At 70.1% G+C, this 18,912-nt stretch carries 19 protein-coding genes and 1 pseudogene; 8 read left to right on the top strand and 12 right to left on the bottom strand.

The window, feature by feature from the left end:
* The first annotated feature begins 122 nt into the window (after positions 1 to 122).
* A complete protein-coding gene (locus tag ACGFY5_RS29440; protein WP_392724795.1) occupies positions 123 to 2,234 on the top strand; it encodes a hydantoinase/oxoprolinase family protein in 2,112 nt (703 codons plus the stop codon).
* Positions 2,231 to 4,531 (top strand): hydantoinase B/oxoprolinase family protein, encoded by a 2,301-nt coding sequence (locus ACGFY5_RS29435; RefSeq protein ID WP_392724793.1) that lies wholly within the window; start codon positions 2,231 to 2,233, stop codon positions 4,529 to 4,531. The genes ACGFY5_RS29440 and ACGFY5_RS29435 overlap by 4 nt, the downstream gene beginning before the upstream one ends.
* A gap of 90 nt (positions 4,532 to 4,621) precedes the next feature.
* On the opposite strand, the gene ACGFY5_RS29430 is transcribed toward ACGFY5_RS29435, so the two are convergent.
* The 3 genes and pseudogenes from ACGFY5_RS29430 to ACGFY5_RS29420 form a co-directional block, all read right to left on the bottom strand.
* Entirely contained in the window at positions 4,622 to 5,011 is a 390-nt protein-coding gene (locus tag ACGFY5_RS29430) for a LysR substrate-binding domain-containing protein (protein ID WP_392724791.1), read from the bottom strand.
* Between the two features lie 325 nt (positions 5,012 to 5,336).
* Positions 5,337 to 5,498: pseudogene (locus ACGFY5_RS29425) on the bottom strand (LysR family transcriptional regulator); the annotation flags it as partial.
* A 524-nt stretch (positions 5,499 to 6,022) separates the two neighbouring features.
* Positions 6,023 to 7,072: an FAD-dependent oxidoreductase gene (locus ACGFY5_RS29420; protein ID WP_392724790.1), complete on the bottom strand. Its 1,050-nt coding sequence runs from the start codon at positions 7,070 to 7,072 to the stop codon at positions 6,023 to 6,025.
* Positions 7,073 to 7,141: 69 nt separating this feature from the next.
* Between ACGFY5_RS29420 and ACGFY5_RS29415 the strand changes: the two genes are divergently transcribed.
* Positions 7,142 to 7,711: a TetR/AcrR family transcriptional regulator gene (locus ACGFY5_RS29415; RefSeq protein WP_392724788.1), complete on the top strand. Its 570-nt coding sequence runs from the start codon at positions 7,142 to 7,144 to the stop codon at positions 7,709 to 7,711.
* On the opposite strand, the gene ACGFY5_RS29410 is transcribed toward ACGFY5_RS29415, so the two are convergent.
* Both ACGFY5_RS29410 and ACGFY5_RS29405 read right to left on the bottom strand, forming a co-directional pair.
* Complete coding sequence (locus tag ACGFY5_RS29410; RefSeq protein WP_392724786.1) at positions 7,683 to 8,144, bottom strand: DinB family protein; 462 nt, start codon at positions 8,142 to 8,144, stop codon at positions 7,683 to 7,685. The genes ACGFY5_RS29415 and ACGFY5_RS29410 overlap by 29 nt on opposite strands.
* A 4-nt stretch (positions 8,145 to 8,148) precedes the next feature.
* Positions 8,149 to 9,462: a PLP-dependent aminotransferase family protein gene (locus tag ACGFY5_RS29405; RefSeq protein WP_392724784.1), complete on the bottom strand. Its 1,314-nt coding sequence runs from the start codon at positions 9,460 to 9,462 to the stop codon at positions 8,149 to 8,151.
* A gap of 53 nt (positions 9,463 to 9,515) precedes the next feature.
* Between ACGFY5_RS29405 and ACGFY5_RS29400 the strand changes: the two genes are divergently transcribed.
* Entirely contained in the window at positions 9,516 to 10,163 is a 648-nt protein-coding gene (locus ACGFY5_RS29400; RefSeq protein WP_392724783.1) for a DJ-1/PfpI family protein, read from the top strand.
* On the opposite strand, the gene ACGFY5_RS29395 is transcribed toward ACGFY5_RS29400, so the two are convergent.
* Both ACGFY5_RS29395 and ACGFY5_RS29390 read right to left on the bottom strand, forming a co-directional pair.
* Positions 10,120 to 10,839, bottom strand: coding sequence for an ABC transporter permease (locus ACGFY5_RS29395; protein WP_392724782.1), 720 nt, complete (start codon positions 10,837 to 10,839; stop codon positions 10,120 to 10,122). The genes ACGFY5_RS29400 and ACGFY5_RS29395 overlap by 44 nt on opposite strands.
* A 3-nt stretch (positions 10,840 to 10,842) precedes the next feature.
* Complete coding sequence (locus ACGFY5_RS29390; protein WP_392724780.1) at positions 10,843 to 11,715, bottom strand: ABC transporter ATP-binding protein; 873 nt, start codon at positions 11,713 to 11,715, stop codon at positions 10,843 to 10,845.
* 107 nt (positions 11,716 to 11,822) lie between these two features.
* Here ACGFY5_RS29390 and ACGFY5_RS29385 point away from each other — a divergent pair, with 107 nt between their 5' ends.
* Both ACGFY5_RS29385 and ACGFY5_RS29380 read left to right on the top strand, forming a co-directional pair.
* Entirely contained in the window at positions 11,823 to 12,953 is a 1,131-nt protein-coding gene (locus ACGFY5_RS29385) for a sensor histidine kinase (protein WP_392724778.1), read from the top strand.
* A complete protein-coding gene (locus ACGFY5_RS29380) occupies positions 12,950 to 13,552 on the top strand; it encodes a DNA-binding response regulator (protein ID WP_392724776.1) in 603 nt (200 codons plus the stop codon). The genes ACGFY5_RS29385 and ACGFY5_RS29380 overlap by 4 nt, the downstream gene beginning before the upstream one ends.
* 47 nt (positions 13,553 to 13,599) lie before the next feature.
* On the opposite strand, the gene ACGFY5_RS29375 is transcribed toward ACGFY5_RS29380, so the two are convergent.
* Together ACGFY5_RS29375 and ACGFY5_RS29370 are read right to left on the bottom strand one after the other, a co-directional pair.
* Entirely contained in the window at positions 13,600 to 13,920 is a 321-nt protein-coding gene (locus ACGFY5_RS29375) for a hypothetical protein (protein ID WP_392724774.1), read from the bottom strand.
* Positions 13,868 to 14,452 carry an SDR family NAD(P)-dependent oxidoreductase gene (locus ACGFY5_RS29370; protein ID WP_392724772.1) on the bottom strand — a complete coding sequence of 195 codons (585 nt, stop codon included), beginning with the start codon at positions 14,450 to 14,452 and terminating at the stop codon, positions 13,868 to 13,870. Before ACGFY5_RS29370 ends, ACGFY5_RS29375 begins: the two co-directional genes overlap by 53 nt.
* 85 nt (positions 14,453 to 14,537) lie before the next feature.
* Here ACGFY5_RS29370 and ACGFY5_RS29365 point away from each other — a divergent pair, with 85 nt between their 5' ends.
* Entirely contained in the window at positions 14,538 to 15,080 is a 543-nt protein-coding gene (locus tag ACGFY5_RS29365; protein WP_392724771.1) for a TetR/AcrR family transcriptional regulator, read from the top strand.
* A 39-nt stretch (positions 15,081 to 15,119) separates the two neighbouring features.
* Here the strand turns inward: ACGFY5_RS29365 and ACGFY5_RS29360 are convergent, their stop codons facing one another.
* Entirely contained in the window at positions 15,120 to 15,479 is a 360-nt protein-coding gene (locus ACGFY5_RS29360; protein ID WP_392724769.1) for a hypothetical protein, read from the bottom strand.
* A 108-nt stretch (positions 15,480 to 15,587) separates the two neighbouring features.
* Between ACGFY5_RS29360 and ACGFY5_RS29355 the strand changes: the two genes are divergently transcribed.
* Positions 15,588 to 16,949, top strand: coding sequence for a PQQ-dependent sugar dehydrogenase (locus ACGFY5_RS29355; RefSeq protein WP_392724767.1), 1,362 nt, complete (start codon positions 15,588 to 15,590; stop codon positions 16,947 to 16,949).
* Here ACGFY5_RS29355 and ACGFY5_RS29350 read toward each other — a convergent pair.
* Together ACGFY5_RS29350 and kynU are read right to left on the bottom strand one after the other, a co-directional pair.
* A complete protein-coding gene (locus tag ACGFY5_RS29350; protein ID WP_392724765.1) occupies positions 16,895 to 17,722 on the bottom strand; it encodes a PaaX family transcriptional regulator C-terminal domain-containing protein in 828 nt (275 codons plus the stop codon). The genes ACGFY5_RS29355 and ACGFY5_RS29350 overlap by 55 nt on opposite strands.
* Positions 17,719 to 18,912, bottom strand: coding sequence for a kynureninase (gene kynU, locus ACGFY5_RS29345; RefSeq protein ID WP_392724763.1), 1,194 nt, complete (start codon positions 18,910 to 18,912; stop codon positions 17,719 to 17,721). Before kynU ends, ACGFY5_RS29350 begins: the two co-directional genes overlap by 4 nt.

Below are 18,912 nucleotides of genomic sequence, written 5' to 3'. Positions count from 1 at the left end.
CTCCGGGGGTTCTCGGCGTGCGCACGAGCAGCGATGTTTACACTTGCGTCGACCTATTGACACCCTCGTCAGCACTTGCCTATGTTGTGTGAGCCCAGACACAGAACGCAAGGCGGACTGACATGGCTTACGTCATCGGTGTGGATGTCGGTGGGACCTTCACGGACGCGGTACTCGACGACGACTCGGGAAACCTGGTCGCGGCCAAGGCCCCGTCGACGCCGCCCGACTACTCCCAGGGCGTCATGGATGTCCTCGCCGTGCTGGCCGAGAACCTCGGCGAGCCGCTCGAGCAGATGCTCGCGAAGACGCACCACATCGCACACGGCACCACGTCGTCGCTCAACGCGCTGGTCATGGGCAACGTGCCGCCCGTCGGGTTCGTCACGACGCAGGGTCACCGCGACTCGATCTTCATCATGAACGTCGAGGGCCGCTACCTCGGGTCGTCCCCCGACCAACTGCAGAACGTGCTGGGCCAGACCAAGGGCCACACGCTGATCCCGAAGCGCCACGCGGTCGAGGTCGTCGAACGTCTCGACCGTGACGGCACGGTGGTCGTTCCCCTCGACGAAGACTCCGTGCGCGCTGCGGTCGGAAGCCTGCTCGCCCAGGGGATCCGCTCGATCGCGGTCTCGCTGCTCTGGTCGTTCAAGAACCCCGCGCACGAGCAGCGCATCCGTGAGCTGGTGCACGAGCTCGATCCGGACGTGTTCGTCGCACTATCCAGCGAGGTCAGCCCACGGATCCGTGAGTTCTCCCGGAGCTCGACGACGATCATGAGCGCCCAGATCGGGCCGGGTCTGCGCAGCTACCTGGGCACCCTGGAGGAGCGGCTGCGCGCCGACGGCCTCACCGGCCCGCTGCTGGTCATGCAGAGCAACGGCGGCGCGATCGCGGCCGGCGAAGCACCCCGCACCGCGATCAGCACGGTCGGCTCGGTGCTCACCGGCGGTGTCGTCGGCGCGGTGTCACTGGGTCAGCAGCTCGGGCACCGGAACATCATCTCCACCGACGTCGGCGGCACCACGTTCCTCGTCGGCCTCGTCGTCGACGGCGAGCCGGTGCGCACGAGCACGACGGTGATCAACCACCACCCGATCAACGTCCCGACGCTCCAGGTGCACGCGATCGGCTCCGGCGGTGGCGCGATCGCGTGGATCGACGCCGGCGGCAACCTCCGGGTGGGGCCGCGCAGCGCCCAGTCGGTGCCCGGTCCGGCGTGTTACGGCGCCGGCGGCACCGAGCCCACCAACACCGACGCCAACCTGGTCCTCGGCATCCTGCCCGAGTCGGGTCTGCTGGGCGGCCGCAAGGCGCTCGACGTGGCCGCGGCCCGGGAGGCGATCCGGGTCAAGATCGCCGAGCCGCTCAAACTCAGCATCGAGGACGCCGCCGCGGCGATCTACGCGATCCAGAACGCGCAGACCGGGGACCTGTTGCGCAAGACCGTGGTCGAGGCCGGACACGACCCCCGCGAATTCGTGCTCTACGCGTTCGGCGGCGCGGGCCCCGCCTACTGCGCGTCCTATGCCGCCGAGGTCGGCGTCCACGAGGTCGTGGTGCCGCTCGGCCCGGTCGCGTCGGCGTTCTCCGCCTACGGCCTGGCGTCCTCCGACATCGTGCTGGCCCGGGAGGTGTCCGACCCCGGCCAGATGCCACTCCCCGCAGCACAGGTGCAGCGTCACTTCGACGAACTGGAGGCGGCGCTCGCGGCCGACCTGGACCGGCAGGGCCTGCGCTACAACCGCGTCGAGTACGTCCGCTCGATCGACCTGCGCTACACGTCGCAGCTGGCCGAAGTGTCGGTCACCGTACCCGAGGGCGCCCTGGACGACGACGCGATCTCCACTGTCGCCACCGACTTCGAGCGCCGCTACGCCGAACTGTTCGGCGAGGGCACGGGCTTCAGCGCCGCCGGCATCCAGGCCATCACGTTCCGGGTGCGCGCCACCGGCATCCTGCCGTTCAACCCGCAACTACCGAAGCTCGCCGACGCCACGGGCCCCGACCCGGCGGAGGCACAGCACACCGTCCGCAAGGTCTGCCTCGACGCGCGCCACGGCTACGTCGACACGCCGGTCTACGACTACCGCGCGCTGCGCCACGGCCACGTCATCACCGGTCCGGCCGTGATCGAGGTGCCGACGACGACGGTCGTCGTGCCACCGGGCAGAAGCGGCACCGTCGACCACCTCGGCAACCTGACGATCACCACGGAGACCCGCTCATGACCATGCCGATCCCCGGTTCCGAGCGCTTCGCGAGCCGCCCTGTCGACCCCGACGCACTCGCCGCCGAGCTGCCTGACAGCCTCCCGGTCCACTCCGTCACCCAGGAACAGATCGACGGGCTGGACCCGCTCACCTACGAGGTCATCCGGCACCGGCTGTGGTCGGTCACCGAGGAGATGGGCGAGGCGCTGCAGCGCATGTCCGGCTCTCCGATCGTCACCGACGCCAACGACTTCGACTTCGCGATCTGCGACGAGGTCGGCCAGGAGGTGCAGGTCGGGCTCTACAACACGATGCTGGTCGGCGCCGTCGACCTGGCGATCTACTGGACGCTGCGCAACCGGGCCGCCAACCCCGGCATCCGCGAGGGCGACATGTTCCTCTGCAACGACCCCTGGGTCGGCGGCGGCCTGCACCAGAGCGACGTCATCGTCTACCAGCCGGTCTTCCACGACGGGAAGCTCTTCGCCTGGACCAGCGCGATCTGCCACGAACCCGACCTGGGCGGTGTGGGGCTCGGCTCGTTCTCCCCCGCCGCGCAGGACGTGTTCTCCGAGGCGCTGCCCACGCCACCGGTGAAGGTCGTGCGCGACTTCCAGCTCCAGGACGACGTCGCCGACCTCTGGATCCGCCGTTCCCGGGTGCCGATGCTGGTCAGTCTGGACCTGCGCGCCAAGGTCGGTGCCAACACCGTCGGCCGCAAGCGGCTGCACGAGGTCATCGACCAGTACGGCGCCGACACGGTCAAGGCCGTGATGAAGCGGATGATGGCCGACGCCGAGAGCCGGTTGCGCGACAAGCTGCGCAGCCTGCCCGACGGCACGTGGAAGGCCACCGGCTACCAGGATCAGTCGCACGAGGGCGACCGCGGCGTCCACAAGATCACTGTCGCGATGATCAAGCGGGACGACCGGCTGACGTTCGACTTCACCGGCACCGACCCGCAGGCGGGCGTCATCAACTGCACCTACGCCGGCATGCGCGGCGGGGTCATGCTGGCACTGCTGCCGATGCTGGCCCAGGACATCCCCTGGTCGGCCGGCGGGCTGATGCGCTGCTTCGACCTGATCTCCGAGGAAGGCACGATCAACAACGCGACCTTCCCGGCGGCGGTGGGCCGGGGGCCGATCGGCCCGGCCTGGCTCACCGGAACGCTGGTCGCCGAGTGCCTGTCGCAGATGCTCGACTGCTCCCCGGACCTCGGGAAGAGCGTCCAGGCGGCCTGCTGCGGCACGTGGGACACGGCTGTCGTCGCAGGGCTCGACCAGCGCGGCGAGGCCCCGGTGCCATTCCTCAACATCATGATGGAGCCGATGGCGGGCGGGTACGGTGCCCGCCCGGAGCTCGACGGCATGGACACCGGTGGCCTGTTCTGCATCCCGATGGGCCGCATCCCCGACGTCGAGATGACCGAGTTCCTCTACCCACTGCTCACGATGTGGCGGCGGGAGGAGCCCGACTCCGGCGGTCCCGGCCGTCAGCGCGGTGGGGTCAGCGCGTCGCTGGCGGTGGCGCTGTACGGCTCGCAGGTGCCGGCCGGTGTCGTCTTCGCGTCCGCCGGCAAGGCCGTGGCCCAGAACAACGGGCTGGCCGGTGGCTACCCGGGCAACACCGGTCTCGAGGTGCTCGTGCGTGGATCCGACGTCCACGGGGCGCTGGCCGAGGGGCGCATCCCGCAGTCCGTGGAGGATTTCGGCGGCGACGCGGAGATCGCGCCGTGCTACGCGCAGTCGTATCTGGCTCCCGGCGAGGTGCTCTACATGAACTGGCAGGGCGGTGGCGGGTACGGCGATCCGCTGCGGCGTGACCCGGAGGCGGTCGCGGCTGACGTCCGCGAGTTCAAGGTCACTGCCGGGGCCGCGGCCGACGTCTACGGCGTCGTGCTGGTCGACGAGGCGGTGGATGCCGCGGCTACGGCGGAACGTCGCCGGGAGCTGACAGCGGCCAGAGGCACCCGGTCGGGGACGAGCCAGCCTCGGGAAGGGACGGTCGACCTCACGACAGCCCGGCGCGTCGACGACAACCTCGTCGTCTCCGGCTCGCTCGTCGGCTGCGCCCACTGCGGTCAGCTGCTCGCCGACACCACGACCGACGCCCAACTGGCGCTGCTGCGCTACGACGGCCCGGTCACCGAAGCCGGCCCGCAGATCGTCTCCGACCCGACCGACTACGTCGACGACGAGGTGGTCTTCCGGCAGCTGTCCTGCCCAGGCTGCTACACCGCCGTCTACTCCGGGGTCGTCCCGAAAACCCACGTCGACCACGTCGCCGACGTCACCCGCTTCGCCGGAGTCTGACTCCGCAGCCGGGCCCGCCCCGCGGGCCCGGCCCACGGCCTCACCCGACCGGCCACGCTCGGCGGGCGGGGCGCGATCGGCAATACTCACTCACGTGAGCGCGGCGAGCACCTCCGTGCGACCGCGGGGCACCAGCAGTTCGGTCCGGTGCACCACGTCAGGAGTGCGGAGCAGTAAGCGGGCAACGCCCGCGGTGTCCGGAGCCAGACCGCGCGGCAGCAGCGCGAGCCCGTGCCCCCGGGCCACCAGCCGGGCGAGCAGACTGAGATCCGTGCCGCGGTACCGCAGCCGACCGGTCGCAGTCGGCGGCGTGGCCCCCGGCACCCAGCAGCGAAGGTCGGGCGCGTCGATCCAGCGCGCGTCGCGCACGGAGTCGAGATCCACGCCACCTGCCGTCGACAATGGATGGTCTCGCGGCAGCAGCACCTCCAACCTGGTCTCCGCGACCAGCGCGCGCGTCAGCACCCCGGGCTCGGTCACGGCCAGCGGCCCGTTCGGGGCTGGTCACGCCGTCCACCACTGCCGCGTCCACGGTTCCGGAAGCGAGCCGGCTCACGGCCTCATCGGCCGAGCTCAGTACAACTTCCACCAGATCGACGCCATGAAGCGCACCAAGAAGGCGGTCGCATGCTGCGAGCGGGGTCACAGCGACCGCCAACGGTTGCTGCGAGTTCTGGCGCAGAATCTCCTGGCGGGCGACGTCGGCGCGCAGCAGGAGATGTTGCGCGTGGGTCATCAGCCGGGTGCCCTCCGCGGTGAGTCGCACCGGGCGGCGGTGCAGCAGGGGCCGCCCCAGGTCACGTTCGAGTGCGGCGACGTGCTGGGAGATCGCCGACTGCGTGAAACCGAGCTCCGCGGCGGCCTCCGTGAACGAGCCGGTGCGGGCGACCGTCGCGGGCTCGCTGGGTTCGACGGGATCTGGGTCGTGCCGGGCAGCCTCTACGTCGATCGCGACGGCGTCCTGCACGCGGTGACGGTCGCCCGAACGTCCGGGGTGCCGTTCCTCGGCACGTGCGGCGGGTTCCAGCACGCGCTGCTGGAGTACGCACGCTCGGTATGCGGGCTGGACGTCGAGCACGCCGAACAGCCGCTCGACGAGAGCGCGGAGCCGTTGATCGTGGCGTTGCAGTGCTCGCTGGTCGGCGAGGAGGCCGACGTCATCGTGTCGGCCGGCACCCGGGCGGAGCAGATTCTCGGCGTCGGTCGCCGGGTCGAGCGGTTCTTCTGCTCCTACGGTCTCGACGACCGGTTCCGGGCGCGCCTGGAGGAGGCCGGTCTGGTGTTCTCGGCGGTGGACGACGAGGGCACGGCGAGGATGGTGGAACTGCCCGGACACCCGTTCTTCCTGGCTTCCCTGTTCCAGCCCGAACTGTCATCGGACACCACCTGGGCACACCCCCTGATCCACGCCTTCACCGACGCAGCGTTGGCGGGCGTCAAGGCGTGAGCTGCTTGCGGGCCGCGGATGTCGCGGCAAGCCCACCCTCCGCCTCACGCGGTGACCGGTTCCAGGAGGTCGGCGGCCCGGCCGTCGAGGAGCTTCTGGGTCTCGATCGAGCGCGGAAACAGGATCTCCTCGTAGCGGCGCACCCCCTCGGCCAATGACGGCGCGTTCACCAGCGCGAGCGCGAGGTCGCTCGCGTCGAGCATCGCGAGGTTCACGCCGACGCCCAGCGGAGGCATCAGGTGCGCGGCGTCGCCGAGCAGCGTCACCCGCGGGTTGTGCTCCCAGGTGTGCGGCACCGGCAGCGCGAAGATCGGCCGGTCGACGTAACGGCCGTCGTTGTCGCTGACCAGCTTCCGCATCCGCGGCGACCACTCTGCGAACTCGTCGAGCAGATGCGCGCGGAGTCCGGCGGTGTCGTCCGTCGACAGGCCGGCCGCGGCGATCCAGTCGACCGGCACGCGCTGGATGATGTAGACGCGAATGTGGTCGCCGCCGTTGCGCTGGGCGAACACCGCCCGGACCCCGTCAGCGGCGTGCGCGCCGCCCTGCCCGACCAGCTCAGCGACGTCGGCATGCTGCTTTTCGACGTCGTGGAACCAGGCCTCGAGGAAGCTGACGCCGGTGTACTGCGGCGTAGCCGCGGAAACGGCCCGCCGCACCCGGGAGGACGCACCATCCGCCCCGATGACGAGATCCGCGTCAATAGCGCCGACGGAGGTGACCGCATGGCCCCACCGCACCGTCCCCGGCTCCAACGAGTCGAGCAACAGGTCACGGAGCTCACCACGGTCGATCTCGGGCTTGAAGCGCTCGTCCGCGTCCGGGACGTGGTGCATCAGCAGCGTGCCGCCGATGTCCAGGCCCCGCATTTCCTGCCCCTCGAGGCGACACCGCGCGAAGAACTCGTCGAGCAGACCGGCCTCGCGCAGCGCGATCTGACCGTTGTCGGCGTGCAGGTCGAGCGTGCCGCCCTGGTCGCGGGCGTCACGCCCGGCGTCGCGGTCGTAGACGGTGACCGGGATGCCGTGCCGCTGGAGGATTCGTGCGCAGGTCAGGCCGCCCGGGCCGGCACCCACGATTGCGATTGTGTCCATTTCCCCAGAAAAGCAGAACGAATTCAAAAGTGCAACAAGTCAACTTTTGAACTCGGGTAACCTAAGCGCATGACCACCGGTCGCCGGGAACGCAAAAAAGCCGCCACGCGTCAGGCGATCGCCGACGCCGCCCTCCGGTTGTTCCTGGAGCACGGCTACGACCGGGTGAGCATCCGCGACATCGCCGATGCCGCCGACGTGTCGACCACGACGCTGTTCAAGCACTTCACCGGCAAAGAAGCACTGGTCTTCGACATGGACGAGGACCGCGAGGCGGCGCTCGTCGACGCGGTGCGGCAGCGGCCCGCCGGTCAGAGCATCGTCGACGCACTGCGCGAACACGTCCACGAGCACTCGCTCGCGATCGCGGCGCACCCGCAGATCGCCGAGTTCAACGCCCTGGTGGACGGCACACCGGCGCTCCGCGCCTACTCCGAGCGCATGTGGTCACGGCATGCCGACGCGTTGAGCGCGGCCATCGCCGCGGAGGTCGGCGCGGAATCCGACGACGTGGCCTCCGCGGCGCTCGCCCGGTTCGTGCTGGAGATCCCGGCCGTCCTCCGGGGCCGCGACGATCCCGCGGCGGCCGTCGACACGATCTTCGACCTGCTCAGGAGCGGCTGGGAGCCCCGTCCGTAGCGAGGATCTGCTCGCGGAGGATGTCGGCGTGACCGCAGTGCTGAGCGGTCTCGCGGAGCACGTGCAGGTAGATCCAGCGCATCGGCAGTGGGCCCCGGCGGTTACCGGTGACCACGTCGTCGATCGACAGCGCGGCCGCGGCCTTCCGCGACTCCTCACACGTCTGCAGGTACGACGACCGCACCCCGGCGATCGTGTCGTCGTCCGCGAGGACGAACGACTCGTCCGGGGACGGACCGATGCCGATCTCCGCGCGCGACCGCCCGGTGATCGCCTCGTCGAACCACACTTTCTCGACGAAGGTCAGGTGCTTGACCAGCCCGAGCAGCGTGGTCCGCGACGGAACGAGCGAGCGACGCGCCTGCTCCTCGGTCAGCCCGTCGAGGGAAGCGACGATGTCGGCACGGTGCTCGTCGAGAAACGTTTCGTACATCCGTCTATTGAAACGCATCCTCGAGCACCACCCGGCGGACGATCCGCAGGGTCGCGCGGAGGCTGTCCACATCGGTCGAGCCGAGCGCCAGCCGCAGCGCCTGCGGCACCGGCGCCGCCACGCTGAACGGCTCGGCGGTCGTCACCGAGATCCGCGAGCGCCCGAGCGTGGCGGCCAGCCGGTCGGCGCGGGCGTCCTCGGGCAGTGGTAGCCAGGTGAAGTAGGACGAGGGGTGGCTGACCTGCGGTAGCCCGTGCAACTCCGCCCGCACCACGTCCTGACGAGCCGAGGCGTCCGCACGCTTGCGCGCCTCCAGCTCGTCGACAGTGCCGTCTTCCAGCCATCGGCACGCGATCACCGTGCTCAGCGCCGGCGTGTTCCAGGTCGTCAGCCGAATCGAACGCTCCAGGGCAGGCACCAGCGCCGGCGGCCCCACGACGAACCCGACCCGCAACCCGGTCGCCACGCTCTTCGACAGCCCCGACACGTACACCGTGCACTCCGGCGCCAGGAACGCGAGCGGCGCCGGCGGGTCGGGGTCGAGGTACGCGTACGACCCGTCCTCGATGATCAGCACCCCGTGCTGCCGCGCGATCTCGACGAGCCGCTGCCGATGATCCAGCGGCATCACCGTGCCGAGCGGATTGTGCAGCGTCGGCATCGTGTACACCGCACGCACCGGACGACGACCGCACAGCTGCGACAGCGCGTCCAGGTCCGCCACCGGCACCAGTTCCAGCGACAACGACGTCGCCAGCGCCTTGAACCCCGGGTACGTCAACGGGTCCACCGCGACCACGTCACCCGGCCTCAGCGTCGCCATGCACGTCACCGCCAGCCCGTGCTGGGCCCCGCTGACGATCAGCACGTGCGAGGGGTCAGCCACGACACCCCGCCGCCGCAGATGCTGCGCGACTGCCGCCCGGTCCGCCGGCCGACCTCGGTGCGGCTGGTACCGCAGCAAGGCTTCGAGGTCGCCGGACGTCGCCAGATCGCGCAGCGCCTGCCGGAGCAGGTCGGTCTGACCGGGCAGCGACGGGTAGTTGAAGTTCAGGTCGACCGCATCCGCGGCCACCACGTCCTGGTCGACGCCGAGACCCGCGGGAAGTGCGAGGTCACGCACGAACGTCCCGCGCCCCTGTTCGCGGCTGACCAGGCCCATCGCCTCGAGTTCCGCATAGACGCGGGTTGCGGTCACCACCGCGATGCGCTCGTCGGACGCCAGGCGGCGGTGCGTCGGCAATCGCGAGCCCGGCGGAAGCACGCCACTCCGGATGTCAGCGGCGAACGCGTCGACCAATGCCTTGTACCGGGCCATGGATCGGATTGTATGCATGACAATTATTGGACTGTCATGGATACCGTGAACACATGCACATCGCGATCCTCACGTTCGAGGGATACAACGAGCTCGACTCACTCATCGCTCTGGGCGTGCTCAACCGCGTCAAGGACGCCACGGTCTCGATCGCCACCCCGACGAGGACGGTGCGCTCGATGAACGGCGTCGTCATCGAGCAGATGGCCACCCTCGACGAGGCCTGCGACGCGGACGCGGTCATCGTCGGCAGCGGCATCGCCACCCGCGAGGTGGTCGAGGACCCCGCGATCATGAGCACACTCGCGAACCTCGACCCGTCCCGTCAGCTCGTCGCCGCCCAGTGCTCCGGCGCGCTCGTGCTGGCCAGGCTCGGCCTGCTCGACGGCGTCCCGGCGTGCACGGACCTCACCAGCAAGCCGTGGGTGGTCGCCGCCGGCGTCGAGGTGCTCAACCAGCCGTTCTACGCCGCGCAGAACGTCGCGACCGCCGGTGGTTGCCTGGCCTCGCACTACCTCGCCGCGTGGGTTCTCACCCGCCTCGTCGGTGAGGACGCCGCCCGGGACGCGCTGCACTACGTCGCCCCGGTCGGCGAGAAGGACGAGTACGTGGAGCGCGCCTGGCGCAACATCTCCCCGTACCTGCCCGCGGCGGCGCTCAGCGGCGCGGTTCCCAGCGGAACATCCGCGCTGCGAGCGTGACCGCAACGACCACCCAGGCGAGCGTCGGCGCCAGCAGGAGCAGCGATTCCCCCACCGCGACACCGCCGTTCCACGCGCCGACGACCAGCTCCGTGGCCGCGCCGCCGGGAAGCAGCCGCTTGACCAGCGTCAGCGACTCGGTACCCGAGAGACCCACCCAGCTGGCCACCGCGATCACACCGAGGCTGACCGGCAGCGTCGTCACCTGCGCGTGCTCGGGCGAGTTGGTCAGACCCGCGGTGGCCAGCCCCAGCCCGAGCATCATCGCGAGCGTCGCGAGAACCGCCACCGCCAGCAGGACGACGTTCGACGGCCCACCGGCCACCACGGCCAGCACGACCAGCATCCCGACGACCTGCACGAGTGCGAGAACGGTCGCCGGCAGCGCCAGCCCGACCAGGATTCCGGCGTCACCCGCCGCGGTGGACCGCAACCGCTTCAAGAACAGATTTTGTCGACGTGACGCGAGCGTCGTCACGAGGCTGGTGTAGAGCCCGAACGCGGAGACCGTGCACATCACGATCGCCGCGATGTAACCGAGGCTGCCGAGCTCGGCGAAGACCTCGTGGCGGTAGACGAAGAACGCCCCGACCGCCACCGGCATCACGAAACCGCTGATCAGCACCAGGCGGTTGCGGAAGATCTGGATCAGCTCACTGCGTGCGATGGTCAGCATGGCTCAGCTCTCCAGGGCTCGGAACACGTCGTCGAGGCGGGTCGGGCCGGCCTCGAGGTCACGCAGGTCCACGCCGTTGTCGTGCGCCCAGCCGAGCAGCAGGTACAGCTCCTTGGGCAGCTCGAATGTTTCGATCAGGTACCGGCCGTCGCCCTGGCGGACGGCCCGCAGCGGCGGCACGCCCACACCCGGGGGAAGCGCGAAGCGGATGGCCGACGGCAGCGTCCGGGTCAGCTCGGAGACCGTGCCCTCGCGGTGCAGCGTGCCCTGGTGCATGAGGCCGATGCGGTCGGCGCGCTGCTGCGCCTCCTCCAGGTAGTGCGTGGTGAGAACGATCGTCGCGCCGTTCTCACGGAGCCGGTCGACGGTGTTCCACAGGTGATCGCGGGACTGGATGTCCAACCCGGTGGTCGGCTCGTCGAGGAAGATCAGCTCCGGGTTGCCGTAGACCGCCGTGGCGAAGTCCAGGCGTCGCTTCTCGCCGCCGGACAGCTGGGACACCTTCGTGCCCGCCTTACCGGTCAGCCCGACGACGTCCAGCACGCGTTCGACGTCATCATTGCGATGGGTCAGCGAACCGATGAGGCCGACCGATTCCCGGGCCGTGAGGTCCGGAGAGAAACCACTTTCCTGCAGCATGACGCCCATCCGCGGGCGGACCGCACGGCGGTCGCGCGGGCTGGAGCCGAACACGCGCACGGTGCCCGAGGTGGGCGAGCGGTGGCCCTCGATGGTTTCGAGTGTCGAGGTCTTGCCGGCGCCGTTCGTCCCGAGCAGGGCGTACAGCTCCCCGCTGCGTACCTGGAAGGACACGCCCTTGACGGCGTGGAAGTCGCCGTAGGTCAGGTTCAACTGTTCGACTTCGATGACTGGCATGACTCGATGACACTGCGTTTCCGGCCATCCAGTCAGTGGCGCTGTGTCATAGCCAGATATGACGTGGTGTCACTGTCGTTTCCCGCCGAACGCCGAATACTGGGAGGATGACCGCGAGATCGCTGCGCTTCGCCGAGCCGACGCAGGGGCGGCTGCGGCGGCTCAATTTGGCCACGGGGCTGCCGGTGCTGGTGCTCACCGCGGCGATGCTCATGTCGGTGAAGGCACACAGCTGGTGGCATTTCGGCATCATGCTGGTGGTGGCCAGTGCGACGTTGGTGGCGTTCGAGCGGTGGACCGCGAACGATCTCTCGCGGGTGGCCGCGCCGTGCCTGGCTGTCACGGCGATCGCGTGGCCGGTCGGGGCGCTGTTGACCGACAGCCCCAATGCGTACTGGGGGATCAGTTCGGTCGGGTCGCTCGTGGTGTCCCGGTTGGCCCGGCGGCGGCTGGCCGGGATCGCGCTGGTCGCGTACGTCGCGGCGGTGGGTGCAGCGCGGCTGTTGCTCGAGCGCGACGACGTCGTGGCCTATCTGGCCGTGCCGGTCGGGGTCACCGTGCTGATTCTGGTGCTGTCGATCGCCGGTGAGAAGTTCTACGACGTCGTGCGGGAGCTCGAAGCGTCGCGGGCGCGGGAGGCGGAGGTGGCCGTGATCCGGGAGCGGGTCCGGTTCGCGGGCGATCTGCACGACATCCAGGGGCACACGCTGCACGTGGTGAAGCTGAAGACCGCGCTCGCGCAGAAGCTCGTGCGGAGTGATCCGGCGCGGGCCGAGGAAGAGTTGCGGGAGATCCACGGCCTGGTCAGTGACACGATCCAGCAGACCAAGGACCTCGCGTACGCGCAGCGGCGGCTGAATCTGGCCGCCGAGGTGGAGAACGCGAAGAATCTGTTCGAGGCGGCGGGGATTCGGGTGCGGGTGACGCGGGAGGCCGAGGTCGACGCTCGGGTGAGCGAGATGTTGGGGCAGGTGCTGCGAGAGACGACGACGAACATCCTGCGTCACGCGCAGGCCACGCAGGTGCGGATCGTTCTCGCTGCGCGGGGGATCACGATCGTGAACGACGGGGCGCTGGAGGGGCCGCCCGAGCTGCGGGGGCTTTCCGCCTTGCGTCAGCGGGTGCTCGACGAGGGCGGCTCCCTGACCGCGCGGGCCCACGCCGGCGACTTCACGACGGCGGCCGCGTTCGCTGGCGCGGATGTGGCGGCGGCTTCTGGGCGGGTGGAGGGGGCGTGACCAGCGTGGTGTTGGCTGATGATGAGGCGTTGTTGCGGAAGGCGTTGGCCGCGCTGTTGCCGCTGGAGGGTGACGTCACGGTGGTGGCCGAGGCGTCGGACGGGTCTTCGGCGGTGAGGGAGACCGTGAAGCACCGGCCCGACGTGCTCGTCATCGACCTGGAGATGCCCGGCGTCGACGGGCTCGGAGCCGTCGCGGAGATCCGGCGTGCCCGGCCGGAGCAGGTGATCCTGATGCTCACCCGCCATGCCCGGCCGGGCGTACTGCGCAAGGCGCTGAAGCTCGGCGTGCAGGGGTTCGTGAGCAAGTCCGCGGAACCGTCGCACATCACGTCGGTGATCGCGACCCTGCACCAGGGCAAGCGCTGGATCGACCCCGACGTGTCGGCGCTCGCGGTCATCGACGACTGCCCGCTCACCGACCGCGAGCTCGACGTCCTGCGCGTGACCAGCGAGGGCTACTCGGTCGCCGACATCGCCGCGCGCGTGCACCTGGCGCAGGGCACCGTGCGCAACTACCTGTCCAACGCCATGCAGAAAACCCAGACCCAAACCCGCCACGAAGCCGCCCGCTACGCGCGAGAACACGACTGGCTCTAACCCGCCGCTCGCCGGCCGCACCGCGGGGGCGCACCGCGGGGCGTGGCTCAGGATAGGTGGGAGTCGGTGCCCATGCCGGTGGCCACGGCGTGGGTGGCTTCGTCGGCGGCGGTGCTGGCGGCCCGGACGGCGATCTGCACCGGGGGCGGCCCCACGATCGTGCGGCGAGGGCGGGTTCCGTCGGGCATTTCGACGAGGCTCACGAACACGTCCGCGACCTCGCGGGGGTCGGCGGGCTCGCCCGACATCGCGCTCTCCATGACGTCGGACATGAAGTTGTTGAAGTTTTGGCCGTACGGCGCAACCCGCTCCAGGTCAGCAGGCGAACCGGCGTTGGCGCCGATGTTCGTGGGGGTACGACGCCGCATCGACGGTCACCGACTCGACGCCGAACGGCGCGAGCTCGTGGTGCCACGTCTCGACGAGCGCCTTGACCGCGGCCTTGCTCGCCGCATAGAGCCCGGTGTACGGCATCGACACCCACCCGGCGAGCGAACCGTTCTGGATCAGCGCGCCGTGCCCCTGGCGGCGCAGATGCGGTAAGGCGGCACGGGCGACCCGCGCCGGGCCCAGCACGTTGACGTCGAGGATCGTCTGGATCTCGTCGGCGGTGAACGCTTCGATCGGGCCGGCGAACATGCGGCCGGCGTTGTTGATCACGACGTCGATCCGGCCTGCTGCCGCGATGACGGCTTCGACCGCGGCGTCGGCGGAGGCCTGGTCGAGAACGTCGAGCTCCACGACGCTGACGCCCTGTTCCCGCAGCTCGGCGGCGGCTTTCTCGTTGCGTCCGGCGACGTCGCGGAGACCGGCGAAGACGTGGTGACCGCGCCGGGCCAAGGCCTCGGCGGTGAGGCGGCCGAAGCCGGTGCTGGCTCCGGTGATCAGTACGACGCGCATGTGATCTCCAACTGGGGTGGCCCTCCGTTTACATCCGCTACGATAACCGGGGTGGCACCCCAGTTGTCAACGGCGGAGGGATCGGATGCGAGCTGACGCACAGCGCAACTACGACCAGATCCTGGCCGCGGCGGAGGTGGAGATCGCCCGGTCGGGGGCGGGGGCCTCGCTCGAGGAGATCGCGCGCCGGGCGGGGGTCGGGTCGGCGACGTTGCACCGGCACTTCCCGTCCCGGCAGGCGCTGCTCGATGCGGTGTTCCACGACCGGATCGAGGCGATGTGCGCGCAGGCTTCGGCGTATGCGCAGGCCGACGACGCGGGGGCGGCGTTGGCCGAGTGGCTCCGTGCGCTCGCGGTCTATGGCGCGACCACGCGGGGGTTGGCCGCGTCGATGCTGGCCGGTGGAATGGCGGTGCCGTCCGGTAGCGGGTGCGAGCAGATGCTCGCCGACGCGGGGGCCTCGCTGTTGATGCGCGCCCAGGTGGCCGGTGCGGTGCGCGCCGAGGTTTCGATCGTCGACCTGCTCACGCTGGTCAATGCGGTGTCCCTGGCCACCGAGAATCACCCCGACACCGCCGATCGCCTGACCACCCTCGCCCTGTCGGGCATCTACCCCGCCAAGGCGTGAACGTTTTGGTGGGGCATAGCCCACCAAAACGTTCACGCCTCACCGGTCGAGGACCGCCTCGAGCAATGCCGCCTCCCGCTCGAGGCGCTCAGCCGCCGCCGCGGGGGCTGCGGTTGCGGCTCGTATGGTTGAGGCGGTCGCGTGGCGGTCGGTGATTTCGTGGCGGACTATCTCCGCGATCTCGGGCTCGGTGAGCGCGCGGCGCTCCACCTCCGCAGCCCCCACCCCCACCGCCGACGCCTCGATCGCCCCGGCGCGGTGCTCCGCACCAGCGGTAACGGCTTCCGCGTTCGCGATTGCGGCCAGCGCCGTGCGGTACACCGACAGCGCCTCCCGGTCCCGCAGTTTCATCGCGGCCTTCATCGCCGCCGTCAGAGCACCCCGGATGTCCGATTCCACCCGCACAGTGAACCGAAAGGCAACCGTTTGGTCGAGTCGAATACTCATGTTTAGAGACGTGACTCCTGATGGGACAGAGACAGAAGTCAACACGGGGAGACGACCTTCATGAAGACGATCGCGCGAGCGGTCATCGCCGGCAGCCTCGCGCTCACGCTGGCTGCCTGTTCCTCCGACGAAGGCTCCGGCAACGGGAGCTCCAGCAAGGAGAAGAGCACACCGACCGCACCCACCGCGCCCGAGCTCGAAACCGCGACCGTCGACGCGCTCCCGGGCACCGAGGAAGCCCCCTTCGACCAGCCCCGCGAATTACAGGCACCCCCCGACTGGACCGTCTCGGTCTGGGCCCGGGTGCCCAGCGCCCGCCTGCTGGCCTGGACCCCGGACAACCGCCTGCTGGTCTCCCGCCCGAAGTTCGGCGACGTCATCGAACTGGTTCCCGGCGAGGGCAACGCCGCCCCGACCCAGCGGCCCCTGATAGAGAACTTGAACCAGCCCCACGGGCTGGCCTTCGCCAAGAACACGCTCTTCGTCGCCGAGAGCAACCAGATCAACGCCTTCACCTACCAGAACGGCGAGGTCTCCGACAAGAAGGTCGTGGTCGAGAACCTGCCCGACGCGAAGAGCTCCGACCTCAAGGGCGCCTACGCGCACGCGCTGAAGACCGTCGTCGTCAGCAAGGACGGCAAAGAGCTCTACATCTCGGTCGGTTCGACGACGAACATCTCGGCCGAGGACCGCGACGCCGACCCGGAGCGCGCCTCGATCCTCAAGGCCCCCGCCACGGGCGGTGAGCCGACCACGTTCGCCCGCGGCGTCCGGAACGGCACCGCGCTGGGGCTCGACCCCGACGGTGGCCTCTGGACCGGCGTCAACCACCGCGACAACATCCAGTACCCGCACAAGACCGACATCGACGGCGACGGCCAGCCCGACAACGGCGACGTCATCCAGGAGTACGTCAACGACCACCCGATGGAGCCGCTCGCCAAGCTCACCGAGGGGCGCGACCTCGGCTGGCCGTACTGCAACCCCGAGCCGGACCTGAAGCCGGGCGAGAAGGACTCCCCGCTCAGCTACACCAACCGTCCCTTCGTCAACGACGACGAACTCAATCCCGACGGCAGCAAGCTGGACTGCGCGAGCCTGGCCCCCACCGAGCAGGGCATGGGCGCCCACTCGGCCCCGCTGGGCCTGAGCTTCGCCGACATCGGCGGCGACTACGGCGAGGGCGCGCTGGTCGGCGTCCACGGCTCGTGGAACCGCAAGCCGCCGCGCGCGCCGGAGGTGTCGTTCTTCCCGTGGCGCAACGGCACGCTCCAGCCCCAGCAGACGCTGCTGACCGGCTTCCAGCTGGACGACGGCTCGCGCTGGGGGCGCCCGGTGATGGCGATCCGGGGCGCCGACAAGGCGATCTACGTCAGCGACGACCTCGCCGGCGCGGTGTACCGCGTCACGCCGTCCACATAGGCCTGCGCCTGCGGCAGGACCCGGTCACGCAGCTCGAGGAACACCGCGACGCTGCGATGACCGGGCCAGTCGTCGGGCAGTAACCGGTCCGGGAGCCCCGGATCGATGTACGGGATGATCCGCCAGGCGTCGAGGCCGTGGATCCAGGCCCGGTAGGCGTCCTCCGGGGTGTCCGCCGCCGGAAGACCACAGGACTCGAGGAACGCCTCGTGCCGCGCCCGGATCGCGGAAAGATCCCACCAGTGTGCGGCGTCCACCGGACCGCGGACCTCGGCCCGGAACACCGTCGCGTTGCCCGCGAGCCCCAGGTCGGCCAGGATCTGCTCGACCTCCTCGGTGAGGTACTCCGGGCAGATCCACAGCGCCGGCGACACCGCACCGCACCCGATCCACGTCAACCGCCGTCGCAGTTGGTGCCGTACGTCGCGGTTCTCCTCGGGCACCGAGTACGAAACCAGGCACCAGCGGTCCCCCTCCCCCATCGTGCGGGGATGGAAGATCCGCCGGTCACCACGCTCGAGCATCGGTATCGCGTCGGCCGCGATCGTGTATCCCGGCACTCCGCCGCGTCGCTCGGCGTCCAGCAGGCCTTTGGCCTTGATTCGCGCGAGCGCGGTTCGGGTGCGGGCTTCCGGCAGGCCAACCGTTCTTCCCAGATCGACGATATGCGCGACGGCCATCCAGCCACCGAGTCGACGCAGCGACGTACCGACGATCGTGCGGAGCAGAGACGTCGTACTGCCGGGCGACGACTCCATGTCGTCGAGGATCACGTCAGGGTTTCCGCCACGATCCGCAGGCCGGCAGCCAGTTCGGTGAAGCTCGTGGACAGTGGGGAGAGCCCGATCCGCATGCCGTCCGGCGGCCGGAAGTCCGGGATCACACCGCGCTTCTGCAGCTGCGGCACGAGTTCGCGGAACGCCGGGTGGTCGAGCGTCACGTGACCGCCGCGCCACTCCGCTTCCCGGGGCGTGGAGACACGGACCCCGAGCCGCTCGAGGTGCTCGTCGAAGAAGTCGAAGACGAACGACGTGAGGGCGGTCGACTTCGCGCGGATCGCGTCGATGCCGGCTTCGTCGACCAGGTCGAGCATGTCGCGCATCGGCAGCATGCCGACCACCGGCGGGGTGCCGCTGACGAACTGGCGGATTCCTGCGGCCGGCTGGTAGGCCGGTCCCATCGCGAACGGGTCGGCCGCGCCCATCCAGCCCTGGATCGGCTGGCGTGCCGTGTCGTGAAGCGCGGTGGCGACGTAGGCGAACGCCGGTGCGCCCGGTCCGCCGTTGAGGTACTTGTACGTGCAGCCGACCGCGAAGTCGACGTTCCACTCGTCGAGCCGCAGCGGAACGACCCCGACCGAGTGGCACAGGTCCCAGACGACGAGCGCGCCGGCGTGGTGGACGGCGTTCGTGATCGCGGGCACGTCGGCCAGGTAGCCGGAGCGGTAGGCGACGTGGCTGAGCAGCACCACGGCGGTGCGCGGCCCGATCACCTCGGCCACCTGCTCGGCCGTCACGCCCGACGCCGGGTCGGCGTCGATCCAGCGCAGCGTGGCACCGCGTTCGGCGGCGATGCCCTCCAGGACGTAGCGGTCGGTCGGGAAGTTCGCGGTGTCGAGCACGAGCTCGGTGCGGCCGGGGCGCGCGTCGAGGGCGGCGCGGACCAGTTTGTAGAGCATCACTGTCGTCGAGTCGCCGACGACGGTCTGGCCGGGGGCGGCGCCCAGCGTGACCCGGCCGATCGTGTCGCCGAGCGTGGTCGGCGTCTCCATCCAGCCCTCGTCCCAGGCGCGGATCAGCCGCTCGCCCCAGACGTCGTCGACGAACCGGACGAGGTTGTCACGGGTGACGCGCAGCGGCCGGCCCAGGGAGTTGCCGTCGAGGTAGGCGACGATGTCGGCCGCGACGAACCGGTCGCGGAAGTGGGCCAGCGGGTCGGCCGCGTCGAGGGCTACCGGATCCAT

The organism is Cryptosporangium sp. NPDC048952, assembly GCF_043197895.1.
GTDB lineage: Bacteria > Actinomycetota > Actinomycetes > Mycobacteriales > Cryptosporangiaceae > Cryptosporangium.
This window is presented reverse-complemented; position numbering and strand designations above follow the sequence as displayed.